The 18286-nt window shown below is 57.7% G+C and carries 15 protein-coding genes; 7 read left to right on the top strand and 8 right to left on the bottom strand.

The window, feature by feature from the left end; translation table 11 throughout:
- Window position 1: 1 nt before the first annotated feature.
- From PG888_RS11720 to PG888_RS11690, 7 genes are all read right to left on the bottom strand, one after another.
- Complete coding sequence (locus tag PG888_RS11720; protein ID WP_182938939.1) at window positions 2-1243, bottom strand: tetratricopeptide repeat protein; 1242 nt, start codon at window positions 1241-1243, stop codon at window positions 2-4.
- Between the two features lie 11 nt (window positions 1244-1254).
- Window positions 1255-1890 carry an energy transducer TonB gene (locus tag PG888_RS11715; protein ID WP_042656692.1) on the bottom strand — a complete coding sequence of 212 codons (636 nt, stop codon included), beginning with the start codon at window positions 1888-1890 and terminating at the stop codon, window positions 1255-1257.
- 16 nt (window positions 1891-1906) lie between these two features.
- A complete protein-coding gene (locus PG888_RS11710) occupies window positions 1907-2314 on the bottom strand; it encodes an ExbD/TolR family protein (RefSeq protein ID WP_005338933.1) in 408 nt (135 codons plus the stop codon).
- Window positions 2315-2381: 67 nt separating this feature from the next.
- Window positions 2382-2909, bottom strand: a complete 528-nt coding sequence (locus PG888_RS11705; protein WP_005338936.1) for a MotA/TolQ/ExbB proton channel family protein — start codon at window positions 2907-2909, stop codon at window positions 2382-2384.
- A 10-nt stretch (window positions 2910-2919) separates the two neighbouring features.
- Window positions 2920-4293, bottom strand: coding sequence for a MotA/TolQ/ExbB proton channel family protein (locus PG888_RS11700; RefSeq protein WP_270693413.1), 1374 nt, complete (start codon window positions 4291-4293; stop codon window positions 2920-2922).
- Complete coding sequence (locus tag PG888_RS11695; RefSeq protein WP_042656690.1) at window positions 4290-5054, bottom strand: DUF3450 domain-containing protein; 765 nt, start codon at window positions 5052-5054, stop codon at window positions 4290-4292. The genes PG888_RS11700 and PG888_RS11695 overlap by 4 nt, the downstream gene beginning before the upstream one ends.
- Before the next feature lie 108 nt (window positions 5055-5162).
- Entirely contained in the window at window positions 5163-7796 is a 2634-nt protein-coding gene (locus PG888_RS11690) for a TonB-dependent receptor (protein WP_042656689.1), read from the bottom strand.
- A gap of 739 nt (window positions 7797-8535) precedes the next feature.
- On the opposite strand from PG888_RS11690, the gene PG888_RS11685 reads away from it, so the two are divergent.
- The 5 genes from PG888_RS11685 (at window position 8536) to PG888_RS11665 (ending at window position 14752) form a co-directional block, all read left to right on the top strand.
- Window positions 8536-9561, top strand: a complete 1026-nt coding sequence (locus PG888_RS11685) for an ABC transporter permease subunit (protein ID WP_182938938.1) — start codon at window positions 8536-8538, stop codon at window positions 9559-9561.
- 109 nt (window positions 9562-9670) lie between these two features.
- Window positions 9671-10714: an ABC transporter permease gene (locus tag PG888_RS11680; RefSeq protein ID WP_182938937.1), complete on the top strand. Its 1044-nt coding sequence runs from the start codon at window positions 9671-9673 to the stop codon at window positions 10712-10714.
- A gap of 150 nt (window positions 10715-10864) precedes the next feature.
- The gene (locus tag PG888_RS11675) at window positions 10865-12682 is read left to right on the top strand and encodes an extracellular solute-binding protein (protein ID WP_182938936.1); all 1818 of its coding nucleotides are present in this window, start codon (window positions 10865-10867) and stop codon (window positions 12680-12682) included.
- Window positions 12683-12713: 31 nt separating this feature from the next.
- On the top strand, window positions 12714-13709 hold the full coding sequence (locus PG888_RS11670; protein WP_182938935.1) for an ABC transporter ATP-binding protein: 996 nt from the start codon (window positions 12714-12716) through the stop codon (window positions 13707-13709).
- Entirely contained in the window at window positions 13706-14752 is a 1047-nt protein-coding gene (locus tag PG888_RS11665; RefSeq protein WP_182938934.1) for an ABC transporter ATP-binding protein, read from the top strand. Before PG888_RS11670 ends, PG888_RS11665 begins: the two co-directional genes overlap by 4 nt.
- Before the next feature lie 99 nt (window positions 14753-14851).
- Here the strand turns inward: PG888_RS11665 and PG888_RS11660 are convergent, their stop codons facing one another.
- Entirely contained in the window at window positions 14852-15463 is a 612-nt protein-coding gene (locus PG888_RS11660; protein ID WP_005349421.1) for a YitT family protein, read from the bottom strand.
- 243 nt (window positions 15464-15706) lie between these two features.
- Here PG888_RS11660 and PG888_RS11655 point away from each other — a divergent pair, with 243 nt between their 5' ends.
- A complete protein-coding gene (locus tag PG888_RS11655) occupies window positions 15707-17086 on the top strand; it encodes a UDP-glucose dehydrogenase family protein (RefSeq protein ID WP_182938933.1) in 1380 nt (459 codons plus the stop codon).
- Window positions 17083-18096 carry an NAD-dependent epimerase gene (locus PG888_RS11650; RefSeq protein WP_182938932.1) on the top strand — a complete coding sequence of 338 codons (1014 nt, stop codon included), beginning with the start codon at window positions 17083-17085 and terminating at the stop codon, window positions 18094-18096. The genes PG888_RS11655 and PG888_RS11650 overlap by 4 nt, the downstream gene beginning before the upstream one ends.
- Window positions 18097-18286: the final 190 nt, after the last annotated feature.

Raw genomic sequence — 18286 nt, 5'->3', positions numbered from 1 at the left:
ATTACTGGACGGTTGCCTCCCCCGCGCCACTCTGCTCCTTGAGGAAGCTGATCCAAGGGGATGCCCGACCGCTGACGTTGCCATTCTGAGCCGCCTGGGTGAAGGCGTTGAGGGCCTCCTTCGGCTTTTGTTGCTCAAAATAGGCGACCCCGGTCAGGAACTTGAGATCCGCACGCTGCTCACCATTGGCATTGGCCGCCGGTTTGGCGGCCAGCGCCACCAGATCCTGATAGCGTTTGCTCTGGATCATCATGCGCGCCATTTTCAACTGCAATTCGGCGCTCGGGGCCAGCTGATAGGACTTGGCCAGGGTGTCGATGGCCGGATCCAGCTCCTTGGCCTGATGCCAGTAGTTCGCCAGGGTCTTGTAGTTGCTGGCGCTCTGCTCAATCACCCCCTCCTTCATCCCCTTCTCCATCACCCGTGCGGCGCGATGGGGAATGCCGCTGAAGGCGAGGTAGTTGGCGAGACGCTGCAGCTCGGCTGCCTCGGTCAGCATGCCAAGGTTGTAGGCCGACTCCAGCGCCGCCAGTGCCTTGCCATCATTCCCCGCCTGCATATGCATGGCCGACAGCTGGGTCCAGTACTTCTTCTTCTCCGGGAACATGTTGACCAGAGAGGTCAGTACCTCGGTCGCCGGTTTGTACTGTTTCAGCTCGTAGTGAGCGCCCATCTTCAGCAGATACCAGGACTCCGGCGCTTTACCTGCCGAGAGCTTGATCGCCTGATCCACCGCCGGGATCGCGTCACGGTACTGCTTGAGCTGCACGTGGGCGTTGGCCAGGGTGATATAGGCATGGGAGTTGGGCTTGTCATCCTTGCCCTGGTTGGCAAACCACTCCTTCATGGTCTTGATCGAGCCTTGATAATTGCCCTCTGCCATGTAGAGCTGGGCCAGGTTGTAGCGCACCTGCTGGGCCACCGGTGGCGGCAGACCGCCTGTCGCGATGGCATCGGCAAAGTACTTGGTCGCCTGACCGTATTTCTCCTGCTGGGCGGCCACGAAACCGAGGGTCTGCAAGATGACCCCCTTGTCGTAGACCCGCTCGCCCGCGCCAGAGAGCGCATCTTGCAACTTGGCATTTGCCTCGCTGTATTTCTTCTCGGTGATCAGCTCCTGCGCCTTGTTGACCGCCCGATAGGCCCGATCCGACAGGGTCGGCTGCTCGGCAGCCCAACTGGCGGTGCTGAGCAGCACCGCCATGGCGACCGGGGCGAGGATCATCTTGTGTAACTTGTTCATCGCCACCTTCCTTAGTTGACCGCAAACTCGATCTCTTGCTGCATACGGCTCGCCTGCGGCTTGCCATCCACCATGGCCGGTTTGAACGTCCACTTGGCGATGGTTTTGCGCGCCTCTTTGCCGAGGTCATAGCTGCGCGGCTCTTCCTTGACGATCCGCACGTTGCTGACGGTGCCGCGCTCGGTGACGGTGAACTCCACCAATACCTTGCCGGAAGCCAGACCTGCCAGTGCCGCCTTGCGGGGCATCATGGGCTCGAAGGTTGCCAGCGGAATGGCACCGTTGTTGCCACCGACGCCGCCACCACCACCGCCGGTGCTGTAGGCACCGAGCGCATTGCCACCACCGATGTTGACCGGGATGTCGAGCTTGGGCATGTCCATCGGCGCGCTATCCATCTTCGGCCGATCCGTGCTGGCCACTTCCATCTCGGGAGGAGGCGGCGGACGCTTGGGCGGCGGCGGTTTGGGCAGCTCCCGCTGTTTCTCTTGCAGGGTCTCCTGGGGCTTGAGGCGGATGAAATCGGTCATGGTGACGTCATCCTTCTCCACCAGCTCCCGGTGATCCGGTGTGATCAGCTTGTTCATTCCCAGAAACAGAAAGAACACCACCACACAGGAGACCGCCAACGATATCAGGTATCTCATAGGTCTCTCTCCGGCATCAGCTGCTCTTGTCTGCCGCGATGGAGATGTTCTGGACACCGGCCATGCGGATCTGATCCATGACCTGCACCACCAGACCGGAACGGGATTCGTTATCGGCCTGGATCACCACGGCGCTCTCCGGGTTTTCGGCCCGCAGCCGCTCGATGTTGGCGCGTACCGCCCCCACCTCGACCACCCGCTTGTCGACCCAGACCTGACCGTTTTCGCGCACCGCGACCATGATATTGCCCTTCTTCACCGTCTCGGCCGTGCTGGCACTGGGACGGTTGATCTCGACACCGGACTCCTTGACGAAGGAGGTGGTGACGATGAAGAAGATCAGCATGATGAACACTATGTCCAGCATGGGGGTCAAATCGATAGCCGCCTCGTCAGCACCGCTGTCGCTGTAACGTTTTCTCATAGCAGAAACTCCTTGCTTGTTCTGTGCCCCCGGCAGGCCATGCCTCGCCGGGGGTATGCATCCTGCATCAACCGTGTTTCAGGTTGTCTTCCAGCTTTTGCACCGCCAGTTTGGCCTTGTGATCGAGCTGGTTGACAAAAAACAGGCCGGAAAGGGCGGCAATCATGCCCGCCATGGTCGGTACCGTTGCTTTGGAGATCCCCGATGCCATCGCCCGCGGCGAACCTGTGCCGGTGATGGCCAGGGTATCAAACACCTGCACCATCCCCACCACGGTACCGAGCAGCCCCATCAACGGGCAGAGAGCGATCAGCACCTTGATGACCGGCATCCCCTTGTCCACCGCCATGGCAACCCGTGAGACCAGCTCGCGCCGGATCTGCTTGGCAGACCAGGAGAGATGATCGGTGCGGGCCAGCCAGGTGGCCTTGGTCTGCTTCACCTGCTTGGGGTAGACCGCCATGAAGTAGAACCAGCGCTCCAGCAACAGGGCCCACATCATCAGGGTCAGGAAGAACAGGGCGACCAGTACATCGCCCCCCAATCCCAAAAACCGGCGGACCGACTCGACTTCTTCAATCAACCAGAACCACATGGGTGACTCCTTACGCTGCGGCTTTGGAGGCGTGCAGACGTTCCTGATAACGGGCGACGAAACCGGCGCTCTGCTCTTCCAGCACCTGGATCAGACGACGGCTCTGGGTTTGCACAATGGTGTAGAGGAACAGCATGGGCACCGCGACGACCAGACCCTGCATGGTGGTCACCAGCGCCTCGGAGATACCGCCTGCCATCAGCTTGGGATCGCCGGTACCGAACAATGTGATGGCCTGGAAGGTGGTAATCATCCCCACTACGGTGCCGAGCAGGCCCAGCAGCGGCGCGACGGAGGCGATCAGCTTGATGAGGCTGATGCCCTTCTCGAACTTGGGCACGTTGCGCAGGATGATCTCGTCGAGCTTGGACTCCAGATCCTCGATGTTGTCACCGCGATGGTTCTGGTAGGCCCCCAGCATGTCACCAATGGGGTTGCCCTTGATGATCTGATCGGATTTCAGCTGCTTGCGCATGGACGATCCGATCAGCGACAGCCGGATACCGCAGAAGATGGCCAGCAGGGTACCGATGACCCCCAATGCCAGGATCACATAACCCACGGAACCACCCTGATCGATACGCTCCTTGAGGGTCGGTGACTGCACCAGCAGGGAGAGGATCACGCCACGAGACGGGTCGATAAAGATGGGCTTGACCCCGTCACCGCCCTGTTCAAACTCGGCGATGGGAGCCAGCACGCTCTTCTCCGGTTGACGGGAGAGCTGCTCGAATTTACCGGTCTCCGGCACAAAGGTGAGGTACTTGCCTTCGGAGACAGTGTTGAACTCGCCGATCTGGGTGACGGTCTTCTCGGCCTGGTTGCCCTCACCGTAGACCACGGTCGCCGGGATCTGGCTCACCTTGCCACCGTCCACCATGCGGCTGAGGGTGGTGGTCCAGAACGCTTCCAGATCGTCGCTGGAGGGGAGCTCTTTACTCTCGGCCAGACGGGTCAACAGGGCGGATTGCTCCGGATGCTCGACCCGACGAGCAGAGGCGTTGAAGATCCCCTTGAACTCACCGGCGAACTGACGCAGCACACCAAACATCTCGCCCATGTTGCCAGAACGCTGGCGCAGGGTTTCGGTCAGTTCGGTCAACTGCTTGTCGTTGGCATCAAAGGTCGCCTTGAGCTGCTCGCCCTTGGCGGTTTCGGCTGCCAGCTCGGCCTTGGCCTTGGCCAGCAGCGCCCCCTGCTCGTTCTTGTCAGCCAGGAAGCGGGCTTCCCGCTCCTTGTTGAGTTGGGATTCGCTTAGGCTGGAGGCCTTGACCTGGTTCAGCAGCGCATTGAGATCCACCGGTTTTTCGGCGGCGGTCACCGGCAGGGTGACCAGGGTTGCTCCCGCAATCAGGGAGGCAATAGCAAGTTTGATTCCTTTCATGATGCTTTCTCCGCAGTTTGAACCGGCAGCTTGATCAGCGCAGGAGGCGCCTGCTTCTTGGCGATGCGAAGGCCCTGTTCAACCGCACTGCGATACTCCTGGGGCAACTCTTCCCACTGACGGGTCTTCTTGTTCCACATGCCGGTCTCATTGCCATCCGGGGACTGGTAAAGCAACGCGATACGGCCAACCCGCAGGAACTCGTAGGTCTTCTCGCTGCCATCCTTGTCCAGGCTCGCCTTGTAGGATTCGATGGTGCGGCTGAAGCCCTCCTCGATCTGGTAAGCCTCCAGGATCTTGCGGTATTTCTCGGAGATGGTGACATCGGCCCGGTTCATCAGGTCGGTCAGGGCCGCTACGCGGTCCTCGCGCTCGACCTTCTGGAACGGCAGATCCAGTGACACAAATTGTTCGAGGGAGTCGATCATCTTGAGCATCAGGGGCACCACTTCGGTGCTGGTCTGATCAATCTGGGCGATCTGCTTTTGCATCGACGCCAGCTCGGCGCTCTGGGACTCGACCATCTTGCTCACCTGCTCGTTGTAGGTGCGCAGACTGTCGACCTGGCGCAGGGCGGCCTTGTACTGGGCCAGTGCGGATTCGGCAGATTCGGCATAGCTGTCGATCTTCTGCTGGGAAACTTTGGATGCATTATTGGTGGCGGCTTGAGCGTCCACAGCCTGACCGGCAGTGGCGGCACTCAGATTGAAGCTGGTCAACAAGGCGGCCGAAACCAGGCTGCCAAGGAGCGCTTTCTTCATTGTAATGGTCCTTGTCTTCATAGGATTACCCTATCTCCGTAACTTCCTTGGACGTTGGGCACAGCCGGCCCGACCGGGCCGGCTGAGGTTGTATATCAACGGGGTTGATTAGAACTTGTAGTTCGCTCTCAGGTAATAAGTTCTACCGAGCACATCATAAGTAACGGTATCTGTATTCGCTGACAGCGCATTCAAGATAAGTGGTGGTGTTTTGTCAAACACGTTATTAATCCCGGTGGTCAAACGCAAGGCTTTAGTCACCTGATAACGCGCATTCAAATCATGGTAAACCATACTAGGGACATTAAAATCTATGTCATCTGCCGTATAAGTAACACCTTTAATATAACGAGCAGACCAACTCCCTCCCACTTTTTCATTAAACAGATCCAGTGACATTGTTGAGCGCCACTTTGAATAATTGCCAATTTGGTCGCTCACAAACGTGCCCGCATAATCCAGTGTTTCACCATTTGGCTGAGTCACCTCATATTTCTTTAAATATGAGTTTTCCCAGTTAGCGGCAAGCATTGCAAAATCGAAGTCGTAGGCATATTTAACATTAAAATCTACGCCATTGGTTTCCAACGAATTCAAATTTGCATAGGTGGCATCGATCCCCATTATTTTTCCATCTGGCGCGCGATCTATCTTGTCGCAGAACTGGCCACTAGAAAAACACTGATCCAACATATACTGAGGATTAACAACATCAATGACGTCATCCAGTTTAACCGACCAGAGATCGACTGTCAGAGATGCATTTTCTATATACGAAGGGGAATATACAGCCCCCAAAGAGGTACTATATCCTTGCTCTGGTTTTAGCTCGCTATTACCACCGTAGTAAACTGGTTTTTGCGGGTCATCATCTTGCCCTGTAGGATCAGTTAATGGATCAAAGCTCTGTGATTTACCGCTATACAGATCAGAGATTGTCGGCGCTCTGAACACATCAGAATAAGTACCACGCAACATCAGGTCACTATATGGACGATAGGTAATGCTATAACCCATTGCGATATTGTCACCAAATGAGCTGTAATTATCATAGCGTGAAGAGACACTCGCTTCCAAGGACTCTACAAAAGGCTTATCTGACAACAGTGGAACGATCAACTCGCCATACAAAGAGTTAACATCATAGCTCCCCTTGGTGGCGGTTTCTGCATTACCAGTTGCATTACCCAGGGATACCAATGCATCTGGATTAGTTTCACCACTTTCCTTGCGTACCTGATAGCCGGTAGCAAATCCGATAGTGCCTGCTTGCCACTCGAGCAAATCACCAGACAAGTTAAACTCCAATGACTGCTGCTCATTTGAACCATTGTCATTACGGGTAAAACTCGCATACTTGATCGCGTCTTGACTTAGGCCTCCACCCCCAAACAAGTTCCAGGGCACACAACCAGCAATCACTTTTCCACCGGAGTCAAGGCACTGCTTGCCATCCGCAGATGTTGCACCAATGGCATTATTAATGCGGTCCTTCATGAATACATTTTGTTCAGACTCGGTGGTTTTGGTCTTGCCATACACAAACGCGGTATCCCAAGTCCAGGAGTTTTCAAGTTGCCCATCAAAACCTAATACCAATCGGCTAGTTGATGAGTCAAACATCCGATTTCGACCACCGGCTTCAATAGTGCGATACCGCCAATCAGCTATATCTTCACCAGTTGTATTGAATGCATTATCTTTCGAGATTGGATTCAAACCATCAGTGCCAGAAGCCAAGGGGGTCGCGGCCAACAAATAATCTGACTGACGATTTAAATATGATGCCTCAGAGAAAAATCTTGTTTCGCCCAGTACACCCAATTGCCCCAGAGAACGATCTCCGAAGAAAGAAGTGTACCAACGCTTGCTTGGCGTTTTTAAATAATTCTCCGGAGCATAATTGTAGGCATCCGCGACAGAATCATATGGCCGAAGGTTAGTGCTACCTTCAGGCCCCTTTGTCAGAACCCCCTGACTTGTTTTGAAGTAGCCCCAAGGAACACGACTACTACCACCAATATACTGGCCTCCTGCACCATCATGCTCATAATCGACATTGGAAAAAGAGCGAGCTCCGGCCATCGCTTCTTTCTCTTCAACGAGACCCGCTGAGAAAACATAGTTGGAAACATCAGTTGAGCCACCTGCGACCATATTCACATCGTGCGCTTCTGCATCTGACTTACTGGTTTGACCAATTTGACCATTCAGCTCAAATCCATCAAATCCAGTCTTGGTGATAATGTTCACCACACCGCCCACAGCATCAGCACCATAAATGGAAGATGCTCCATTTTTAAGGATCTCAACACGCTCAATAATCGCAACAGGAATAGTATTCAGATCAACCGATGAGTTCGCGCCCGACCCGCCATAGACCATTCTTCTGCCATTCACCAACACCAACGTTCTTTGAGTGCCCAAACCTCGAAGGTTTACGGTAACGGTACCATTGCCACCGTTGTTCACAGATGTACTTTGCGCCTGACCAGAAATAGCAGGAATGCGCTGCAGAATATCGCCAACAGACGTTAAACCACTTCGTTCGATATCGGCCTTGCTCATCACCTGTACAGGTTGCGCGGTCTCAACTTCAACACGAGAGATACGGGAGCCAGTGACTTTGATTTTCTGAAGTTTTTCGACGTTCTGCCCTTCTTCGGCAGATACGGATGGGGCCGCCGCAAGGCTCGCCAAGGCGAACGCAATCGCAGCAGAGATTCTGCTCTTCCTAAGCATCGCTTATATCCTTCCTGGTTGTTTATTGTTTGCTTCCTGATACCGCCCTCTTTGGAGCGATGTGTAAGGCTTATCAATCTTTGACTAGCGACGTCAATGGAGCAGGGGTGTGGCAAGGTCAGGCGTAGAATAAGCGGAGTGTATTAATTTTGACCGGAATAATTAGTGAATAATTCTGCCAAAAACAACCCACACAATGTAAAAACATTGTTAAATGGCGTAAATGGCGCTGAATTAAAATTTGATGAACTTATTAGTTAACGTGCTGTCGGTTTATATCTTATTTTGATTTATCGGCCTTAATAAGAATAAAACACTAACTTCATGAGGGTTGAACCTGACCGCTTCCATGGGGATAACAGTTAAAATCGTCGAGATGATATCGTTTTCCTTCAATTTCACTGCCCAAACAAAAACATTATTAATCAACAACTTAAAAACACCAAAAACTCAAACAAACAGCTGTTTATATTTTTTAAAATAATGTTGAGCAGTAGCGTTTTGTTTTGATTTTCACTTTTCAGATAAAAAACGTCATTTTTCGATGCTTTTGGTCTCAGCGGGTCATTTGTCCCAGTTTTCCATTTCCTTGTACTTGATTTTTGTTGCAGAGCTTTTACAGTGGCCAAGCGGATTGTCTGCTGTTTGGCAACCAATCCAGCGCGTAATGCCAGGAAGGACAGGCCCGTCACCGGATTTGACTGGCCGCAAAAAAGAACAACAAGGACGAGGTTCCACCATGCTGTCGTATTTCCTACGCCGGATGCTTTTGATCATCCCGACGTTTCTCGGTATCACCCTGCTCGTCTTCACCATCACCCGTTTCGTGCCGGGCGGGCCGGTCGAACGCATGCTGCTGCAAGCCCAGGTTTCCCAGAATGAATCTGGCCGCTCCAGCGGCAGCAAGGGGGCGCAGGCCCTCTCCGATGAACAGATCGAGGAACTCAAGGCCTTCTATGGCCTCGACAAGCCGATGCTGGTCGCCTACTGGGAGTGGCTGCAGAAGCTGGCGGTGCTGGATCTGGGCGAATCGACCCGCTACTACGAGCCGGTGTGGGACCTCATCAAGGATCGGCTCCCCGTCACCACCTTCTTCGGGCTGGCGACCTTTCTGCTCAGTTATGCCGTTTCCATCCCGCTCGGGGTGGCCAAGGCCCTCAGGCACAACAGCCGCTTCGACTCGTTAAGCTCCATGCTCATCTACATGGCCTATGCCCTGCCCGCCTACGTGGTGGGGATCTTCCTCATCACCGTATTCGCCTTCCATCTGGAGTGGCTGCCGATGGGCGGTTTTCCGGGGGACGACTTTGAGTACATGGAGAGCAGTTGGGATCAGATCCGCACTGTCTTCGCCCATGCCCTGCTGCCGCTTATCGCCTACGCCATCGGTGATTTCGCCATCCTCACCATGACCATGAAGAACAGCCTGATGGAGAACCTGTCGGCCGATTATGTGCGTACCGCTGTGGCCAAGGGGTTGCCGTTTCGCAAGGCGGTCACCGACCACGCTATGCGCAACAGCCTGATCCCCATCGCCAGTCACCTGGGGTCCGTGCTCACCGTCTTCTTCGGCGGCTCCTTCCTCATCGAGACCATCTTCAACATCGACGGTATCGGCCTGCTCGGTTACGAGGCGATCGTCGAGCGGGATTACCCCACCGTCATGGGCATTCTGGCCATCACCTCGATGCTGATGCTGATTGGCAATATCGTCTCCGATATCTGTGTTGCCCTCGTTGACCCTCGCGTGCGGTTTGGAGAGTGACCATGAACCAGACCCCTCTTGCCATGCCGATGCTGACATCACGTCCTATCGTCTCCGATATCTGCGTTGCACCTTCTGTTGACCCCCGCGTGCGGTTTGGAGACTGACCATGAAGCTCAATCCGGTTACCTTGAAAAAACTCAAGCGCTTCAAGTCGATCAAGCGCGGTTACTACTCCTTCATCATCTTCACCACCCTGGTGCTGCTCTCCCTGCTGGCGGAGCTGCTGGTCAACAGCCGGGCGCTGATGGTGAGCTATCAGGGCCAGCTGCACTTCCCCACCTATGGCGATGTGATCCCCGGCCAGCAGTTCGGGCTCGATTACGAGTACGAGACCAACTACCGCCAGCTCAAGGCCAAGTTTGCCGCAGAGGGTCAGGGCGACTGGGTGCTGCTGCCGCCTGTGCCCTGGAACCCCTACGAGCAGGATTTCAAGGAGGATGCCTACCCGCCCTACGCTCCCAGCGCGGCTGAACGCCACTTCCTTGGCACCGACACCAGCGGCCGCGACGTGCTGGCGCGGCTGGTTTACGGCTTTCGCATCGCCATCGGCTTTGCCTTTATCGCGCTGGCGGCCAGTTACGCTATCGGGGTCACCATCGGCTGCCTGATGGGCTTTCTCGGCGGCCGCTTTGACCTCATCCTGCAACGCTTTATCGAGATCTGGTCCCAGGTGCCGTTTCTCTACGTCATCATGATCCTGGTATCGCTGGCCAAGCCCAACTTCGGCCTGTTTGTCGGCATCAACGTGCTGTTCGGCTGGATGGGGATCACCTGGTATATGCGCACCCTCACCTACAAGGAGCGGGCGCGTGACTATGTGATGGCGGCACGGGCGCAAGGGGCCACCACCGGGCGAATCATCTTCAACCACATCCTGCCCAATACCATGATGATGATCGTCACTCTGGCGCCATTCGCCGTGGTGGGCAATATCTCGACCCTGACGGCGCTCGACTATCTGGGCTTCGGGCTGGCTCCGCCGACCCCGAGCTGGGGGGAGCTGCTCTCCCAGGGCATCAACAATCTGGATGCCATCTGGATCGTCAGCTCCGTGGTGGCGGCGGTGAGTCTGGTGCTGATCATGGTCTCCTTTATCGGCGAGGCGATCCGCGAGGCATTCGATCCGCGCAAATTTACCCGTTACCAATAAGCCAGCCGGTGCCAACTCGCATCGGCATTTGCCAAGTAACGAAGAGTCATTAATGAAGGACGGGCCGCCCCATCGGCGGTCCCGGGAGCAAGGGATAATCCCGTTATCAATCAAGACCCCCAGTGCAGGGGCCAGACCTGGAAGTCAAACATGAAAAATAAAATCAAATGGATAGGTGCTCTCTTTGTGCTGGTAAACGGATCCTGGGTCTGGGCAGCCACCCTGCCCGCGGATCTCAAATGGGAGACCAACGACACCGACCCCATGTTCGCCTCCCCCAAGGCGCTGCCCGGTGGCAGCCTCAATATGTTTGTCGACAGCTTTCCGCTGACGTTCCGCACCGTGGGGCCTGACTCCAACGGATCGTTCCGCTCCTTTATTCTCGATAACCAGTTGCGGCTCATCAGCTTTCACCCCAATACCGGCAACCCCATCCCCTCGCTGGCGACCCACTGGGCCATCGCGCCAGACAGCCAGACCGTCTACTTCAAGCTGGATCCCCGCGCCAAATGGTCGGATGGCAAGCCGGTCAATGCCGACGACTACACCTTCGGCTACGAGATGATGCGTTCCAAACACATCAAGGGGCCCTGGTTCAACAACTACTACACCACTGAAGTGGTAGCGGTAGAGAAGATCGATGAACACACCATTCTGGTCAAAGCAGGCAACCGCAAGGCCAAGATGGATCTGCTCAACACCACCGAGCTGTGGCCCCAGCCCAAGCACTACTACAAGCTGACCCCCAACTGGGTGAAGCAGTACAACTGGGCCGTGGTGCCCACCACAGGTCCCTACGTGATCAGCGACGTCAAGAAGGGCAAGTCGGTCACCTTCAGCAAGCAGAAGGATTGGTGGGCAAAGGATGATCGCTACAACCAGCACAGATTCAACATCGACAACATCAAGGTGCAGGTGATCCGCGACCACAACATCGCCTTCCGCCACTTCCTGAAAGGGGAGATCGATACCTTCGAGATGATCCTGCCCAACTGGTGGCATGAGAAAGCGGTCACCCCGGAGTACAAGAAGGGGTACGTGCAGAAGGTGATGGCCATGACCGATACCAAACAGGGCGGTCAGGGGGTTCACCTCAATGTGGCCAACCCCAAGCTGGCGGACGTAAACGTGCGCCTCGGCATCCAGCACGCCTTCAACATAGACAAGATGATCGAGACCGTGCTGCGCGGCGATTACGACAGAGCCACCACCTTTGACTCGGGCTTTGGCGAGTTCACTGACATCACGCTGCCGGAGCGGGCTTATGACATTGGCAAGGCGCGGGAGTACTTTGCCAAGGGCGGCTACAACAAGCCGGGGCCGGACGGCATCCTGCAAAATGAGAAGGGGGAGCGGCTGACGCTGGCACTCACCTACACCAGTCAGGAGCACTCCAAGCGCCTGACCGTGCTGAAAGAGGAGGCCAAGAAGGCGGGGCTGGATCTGGAGCTCAATCTGGTGGATGGCGCCACCGGTTTCAAGGTAATGCTGGAGAAAAAACACGAAGCAGCCTGGCTCGGTTGGGGCGGCGGCGGTCTCTATCCGCAATATTGGGAGTTTTTCCACTCCGCCAACGCCAACAAACCGCAGACCAACAACCTGTTCAACGTGGCTGACAAGGAGCTGGACGCGCTGATCGATGCCTACAACGTCGAATTCGACATGGCCAAACGGGCCAAGCTCTCCCAGCAAATCCAGCAGCGCATCTATGATCTCGCCATCTTCGTGCCCGGGGTGCAGCTCAACTATGTACGGGCCAGCAGCTGGCGTTATGTGATGCTGCCGGAGGTGCCTGCCACCAAGAACACGCCGGATCTGCTCTACTGGCCGATGGACGGTTATCCTCACAGTAGTGGCGGTCTGCTCTGGCTCGATCCCAAGGTGAAGGAAGAGACTCGCAACGCCAAGGAGGCAGGGGAGGCGCTGGCGCCCATCAACCTGCTCGACAAGACCTATGCACGTCATTGATATTCAGGCCATTGCGAAGGGAGCAGCAGTTATGCCCAACACCCAGGCACCCATCCTTGAGGTCAGCGATCTCGAGGTGGAGTTCGCCGTCGATGACGGCAAGATCAAGGTGCTCGACGGGGTCAGCTTCAAGGTGGCCCCCGGTCAGACGCTGGGGATCGTCGGCGAGTCCGGCTGTGGCAAGAGTGTCACCTCGCTCGCCATCATGGGACTCTTGCCCAAGCCCCACGGTCAGGTGGTAGCCGGTTCCATCCGCTTTCAGGGGGAAGAGCTGCTGTCCCTTGCGCCGGACCAGATGTACAAGGTGCGCGGCAACCGCATCTCGATGATCTTTCAGGAGCCGATGACGGCCCTCAACCCGGTGCAGACGGTGGGGGAACAGCTGATGGAGGTGTTTCGCCTCCATCGCCCCGACTATGACAAGGCCCAACGCAAAGCCGCGGCCATCGCCATGCTGCAGAAGGTGGGGATCCCGGAACCGGCCCAGCGCTTTGCGGTCTATCCCCACAACCTCTCCGGCGGCATGCGCCAGCGGGTGATGATCGCCATGGCGCTCTCCTGCGAGCCAGACCTGCTGATCTGCGACGAGCCGACCACGGCGCTGGATGTCACCATTCAGGCCCAGATCCTCGAACTGATGAAAGAGCTGCAGGCACAGACCGGGATGGCCATCATCTTTATCACCCACGATCTGGGGGTGGTGGCGGAGCTGTGCGACGAAGTGGTGGTGATGTACGCCGGGCGGGCGGTAGAGCAGGCCGATGTGTTCGAGCTGTTTGACCACCCCCGTCACCCCTATACCCACGGCTTGATGAGCTCGATCCCGCGCCTTGAGGATGAGCCCAAGAGCCTGCTCAAGACCATCAAGGGACAGGTGCCAGCTCTGCACGAGATGCCGGCTGGCTGCCGCTTCTCCAACCGCTGCCCCCACGCGACCGATCTCTGTATCAGCGCCATTCCGGCGGTGGAACAACTCAATCCGCGCCACCATGTCGCCTGTCACTACTGGAAGGAGTTGACCGTATGAGCACTCTGTTATCGGTCAGGGATCTGAAACAGCACTTCCGGCTGGGAGGTGGGTTCCTGCGCAAGCAATATACGGTTCACGCGGTGGATGGCATCAGCTTCGACCTGAAACAGGGGGAGACGCTGGGGCTGGTGGGTGAGTCCGGCTGCGGCAAGTCCACCCTCGGGCGCAGCCTGCTCAAGCTGTTCGAGCCGACCGCGGGCACCATCACCTTCGAGGGGCGCGATATCACCGCCCTCAGCCCGAAGGAGATGCGCTCCCTGCGTCAGGAGATGCAGATGGTATTTCAGGACCCTGCAGAATCCCTCAACAGCCGCCACACCGTGGGCCAGATTTTGGAGGAGCCCTTTATCATCCACGGAAAAGGCAACACTGAGCAGCGCCGCGGCTGGGTGCAGGAGCTGCTGGAAAAAGTGGGCCTGCCGGGCAGCGCAGTCGATCGCTACCCCCACGAGTTTTCCGGCGGTCAGCGCCAGCGCATCGGCATCGCCCGTGCCATCGCCCTCAAGCCCAAACTGCTGGTGTGCGACGAGGCGGTCTCGGCCCTCGATGTCTCGGTGCAGTCGCAGATCGTCAACCTGCTGCTCAGCCTGCAGCGGGATATGAACCTCTCCATCATCTTCATCGCCCACGATCTGTCGGTGGTCAAACACATCTCGGATCGCATCGCGGTGATGTATCTGGGACGGATCGTCGAGCTGGCGGATGCCCAGTCGCTCTATCTGGCGCCGCGCCACCCCTATACCCAGGCGCTGATCTCCGCCATTCCGGTGCCAGATCCGCGGCGGCGCAGCCAGCGTATTCTGCTGGCCGGCGATGTGCCCTCCCCCATCTCGCCGCCAAGCGGCTGCCACTTCCACCAGCGCTGCCCCCATGCGACCGAGCTGTGCAGAAGCAAGGCACCAAGGCTTGAGGCGTGTGATGAGTCCCATCATCAGGTGGCCTGCCACACCCCGCTCGCCGTCGGTGGTCACGCCATCAGCGGCAGTTCCATGAGTGGCAACGCTATGAGCGGTGACAGCAGGCTGGAACAGGCGAGCTAGGCGCAGCGATAACGCCAAGGTAGAAACAGACGAGGCGGCCATCAGGCCGCCTCGTGCTATCGGGTCACTCTTGTCTTATCGAGCCACATCCGCAGCTCGTCAGGCAATCTGGTAGCGGCCCGGCTTGTGGTTGAGTGTCAACACCAGATTACAGATAACCGCCGCCACGATGGAGAGAGCCAGTATCCAGGGCTGCACCACGAAAAACGAGGCGACAACAATGGCGCAATCGAGCCCCATTTGCAGCTTGCCCGCCCGGATGCCAAAGCGATCCTGAATAAAGAGCGCCAGAATATTGAAGCCCCCCAGACTCGACTTGTGGCGGAACATGATGAGCAGACCCATGCCGATCAGGGTGCCGCCGATCAGCGCCGCATAGAGCGGCTCTATCTTGCCGATCTGCAACACCCCGTTGAGGTGATCGGTCATGTAGGAGACCGCCGCCACCGAGACAAAGGTGTTGAAGGTAAAACGTGGCCCCATCCGCAACCATGCCAGCGCATAGAAGGGCAGGTTGATGCCGAAAAACAGCAGGCCGAAGCTGATGCCGGTCACCTTTTGCAGCAGCAGCGCCAGCCCGGCGGTGCCGCCAGTGAGCAGGCCAACCTGATGAAACAGAAAGATGCCGAGGGAAACAAAGCCAGCCGCCGTCAGCAGGGCCAGCACATCCTCATAAATAGGATGGGCAGTGCGAATCGAGGTGTTGTCCATAACCTGTATCCAAGCGAAGTAAAGAGAGAGTGTCTGTCGCCTGCCGTTGCGGGCGGGCTGCGAGCCCTGTCCACAGGGCTTCGTTATGGGGTCCAGTCTATTTTTTGTGAAAAGGATCACAACAGTCAGGCTGAACGCCCCATTCTGGTGCCTGTCATCTGGCATTGACACCCGCTGCACCAAGATGCAGCATGCCGCGGTTTAACCGCGCCATCCCCCCATTCACAGCACGAGGCACTTTTCATGAAGGTCACCATTTTTGGCACAGGCTATGTCGGGCTGGTGCAGGCCGCCGTTCTGGCCGAGGTGGGCCATCAGATCTGCTGCATCGATGTGGATGAGGCGCGGATCGCCGCGCTTCGGCAGGGCCTGATCCCCTTCTACGAGCCGGGGCTGGCCCCGCTGGTCGAGAGCCATCTGGCCAGTGGTCGTCTGCACTTTTCTGCCGACCCCGCCGTCGGAGTCGAGCACGCCGACCTGCTGCTGATCGCAGTAGGCACACCCGCAGATGAGGATGGCTCTGCCGATCTGCAACATGTGCTGGCGGTGGCCGATACCATAGGCAGGCTGATGAGCCGCCCCAAGCTGGTGGTGACCAAGAGCACTGTGCCGGTCGGCACGGCGCAGCAGGTGCGGCAGCACATTCAGGCGCAGCTACTTGAGCGTGGCGTAGCCCTCGAGTGCGACGTGGCGGCCAACCCCGAGTTTCTCAAGGAGGGGGCAGCAGTCAACGACTGCATGCGGCCGGATCGCATCATCATCGGCTGTGACAGCGAGGCGGTGCTGGAGCAGTTGCGCGTCCTCTACGCCCCCTTCAACCGCAACCACGATCGGATCGTAGTGATGGATCTGCGCAGTGCCGAGCTCACCAAGTACGCCGCCAACGCCATGCTGGCTACCCGCATCTCCTTCATGAACGAGATGGCAGCGCTCGCCGAAGAGCTGGGGGCCGATATCGAGGCGGTGCGTCAGGGGATGGGGGCAGATCCCCGCATCGGTTACCACTTCCTCTACCCGGGCTGCGGCTATGGCGGCTCCTGCTTCCCCAAGGATATCAAGTCGTTGCGTCATACCGCGGCAAGTGTCGGCTGCGATGCTCCGCTGCTGGCGGCGGTCGAGCAGGTCAACCAGCGCCAGCAACAGAAGATGGCGCAAACCCTGCTGACCCGCTTCGGGCCGGATCTGCGCGGCCGTACCTTCGCCTTGTGGGGGCTGGCGTTCAAACCCGGTACCGACGATATGCGCGATGCGCCTAGCCGCCCGCTACTGGCCGCCATCTGGGCTGCCGGTGGCCGGGTACAGGCCTTTGATCCCAAGGCGATGGAGCGTGCCCGCCAGCTTTACGGCCAGCGGCCGGATCTGCAGCTCTGCCCGACTCAGGAGACGGCACTGGAAGGGGCCGAGGCCCTGCTGATCTGTACCGAGTGGCAGGCATTTCGCGCCCCCGATTTCCAGCAGCTGAAAGCGCTGCTCAACCAGCCCGTCATCATCGATGGTCGCAACCTCTATGACCCGCGCCAGCTCAGCGAGCTCGGCTTTGACTATCACGCCATCGGGCGGCCACATCTTCCCGCCAAAAAGCAGCCAGCCAATTCGAACTGCAACCAAGAGCCCCAACCATGATCTATCTGGTGACCGGGGTCGCCGGTTTTATCGGTTTTCACGTAGCTAGCCAGCTGTGCGCCGCAGGCCATCAGGTGGTGGGCATCGACAACCTCAACGACTACTACGAGGTGAGTCTGAAAGAGGCGCGGCTGGCACAGTTGGCCAGCTTCCCCCATTTTCACTTCGAGCGGGTCGATCTGGCGGATCGCGAAGCGATGGCGGCTCTCTTTGCCCGTCATGGCTTCGAGCGGGTGATCCATCTGGGGGCGCAGGCGGGGGTGCGCTACTCCATCGACAATCCGTTCGCCTATGCCGACAGCAACCTCACCGGCATGCTGACGGTGCTGGAGGGGTGCCGCCACCATGGGATCCAGCACCTAATCTACGCCTCCTCCAGCTCGGTCTATGGCATGGGGGATCAGATGCCCTACTCCACCGCGCAGCAGGTGAATCATCCCGTCTCCCTCTACGCCGCCACCAAGAAGAGCGGCGAACTGATGGCTCATGCCTATTCCGCGCTCTATGGCCTGCCCACCACAGGGCTGCGCTTTTTCACCGTCTACGGCCCCTGGGGTCGACCCGACATGGCCATCATCAAGTTCACCCGCGCCATTCTGGCGGGTGAGCCTATCGATGTGTACAACTACGGCGATCTCAGCCGCGACTTCACCTACATAGATGACATCGTCGCGGGGATCCTCGCCGTGGCCAACCGGCCGCCCCGCCCCAATTCCGATTGGCACGCCAGCGAGCAGAGCGCGGCCGAGAGCGCAGCTCCCTACCGCATCCTCAATATCGGCAACGGCCAGCCAGTGCGGCTGCTCGATTTTATCGAGGCTCTGGAAGAAGCCATCGGCAAGCCCGCCATCAAGCGGATGCTACCTATGCAGGCGGGCGATATGCACGCCACCTGGGCCGACAGCGAGCCGCTGCACACTCTCACCGGCCTGCGCCCCGCCACGCCTCTCAAGCAAGGTGTTGCCGAGTTTGTCCGCTGGTATCTCGACTACTACCGGCCTGCACCTTGACGATGCCAAGCAGCCCCTCGGTCATTGATGAGTTAATCCGGTATCACTGGTTTGCCATGGGTTTTAGGATGGCTGAACTCACTGGCGGCATGGGCTTGTGGGGCGAACGAATGCAGTGAGGGGCGTCGAAAGGCGGCACCGAATGTTCAATCGCCAGCGGCAACAGCCTGCCCAGAGGACGGAGATAACG

Origin of the sequence: Aeromonas sp. QDB23 (genome assembly GCF_027707745.1) — a bacterium.
In the GTDB taxonomy this organism is placed as follows: Bacteria; Pseudomonadota; Gammaproteobacteria; order Enterobacterales; family Aeromonadaceae; genus Aeromonas; species Aeromonas allosaccharophila.
The sequence above is the reverse complement of the archived record's forward strand: the minus strand, read 5'-3'. Positions and strand labels throughout refer to the sequence as shown.

Excerpts from the sequence above, each read along its gene's own strand:
- PG888_RS11720 (WP_182938939.1), bottom strand. The coding sequence starts at position 1,243 with ATGAACAAGTTACACAAGATGATCCTCGCCCCGGTCGCCATGGCGGTG.
- PG888_RS11715 (WP_042656692.1), bottom strand. The coding sequence starts at position 1,890 with ATGAGATACCTGATATCGTTGGCGGTCTCCTGTGTGGTGGTGTTCTTT.
- PG888_RS11710 (WP_005338933.1), bottom strand. The coding sequence starts at position 2,314 with ATGAGAAAACGTTACAGCGACAGCGGTGCTGACGAGGCGGCTATCGAT.
- PG888_RS11705 (WP_005338936.1), bottom strand. The coding sequence starts at position 2,909 with ATGTGGTTCTGGTTGATTGAAGAAGTCGAGTCGGTCCGCCGGTTTTTG.
- PG888_RS11700 (WP_270693413.1), bottom strand. The coding sequence starts at position 4,293 with ATGAAAGGAATCAAACTTGCTATTGCCTCCCTGATTGCGGGAGCAACC.
- PG888_RS11695 (WP_042656690.1), bottom strand. The coding sequence starts at position 5,054 with ATGAAGAAAGCGCTCCTTGGCAGCCTGGTTTCGGCCGCCTTGTTGACC.
- PG888_RS11690 (WP_042656689.1), bottom strand. The coding sequence starts at position 7,796 with ATGCTTAGGAAGAGCAGAATCTCTGCTGCGATTGCGTTCGCCTTGGCG.
- PG888_RS11685 (WP_182938938.1), top strand. The coding sequence starts at position 8,536 with ATGCTGTCGTATTTCCTACGCCGGATGCTTTTGATCATCCCGACGTTT.
- PG888_RS11680 (WP_182938937.1), top strand. The coding sequence starts at position 9,671 with ATGAAGCTCAATCCGGTTACCTTGAAAAAACTCAAGCGCTTCAAGTCG.
- PG888_RS11675 (WP_182938936.1), top strand. The coding sequence starts at position 10,865 with ATGAAAAATAAAATCAAATGGATAGGTGCTCTCTTTGTGCTGGTAAAC.
- PG888_RS11670 (WP_182938935.1), top strand. The coding sequence starts at position 12,714 with ATGCCCAACACCCAGGCACCCATCCTTGAGGTCAGCGATCTCGAGGTG.
- PG888_RS11665 (WP_182938934.1), top strand. The coding sequence starts at position 13,706 with ATGAGCACTCTGTTATCGGTCAGGGATCTGAAACAGCACTTCCGGCTG.
- PG888_RS11660 (WP_005349421.1), bottom strand. The coding sequence starts at position 15,463 with ATGGACAACACCTCGATTCGCACTGCCCATCCTATTTATGAGGATGTG.
- PG888_RS11655 (WP_182938933.1), top strand. The coding sequence starts at position 15,707 with ATGAAGGTCACCATTTTTGGCACAGGCTATGTCGGGCTGGTGCAGGCC.
- PG888_RS11650 (WP_182938932.1), top strand. The coding sequence starts at position 17,083 with ATGATCTATCTGGTGACCGGGGTCGCCGGTTTTATCGGTTTTCACGTA.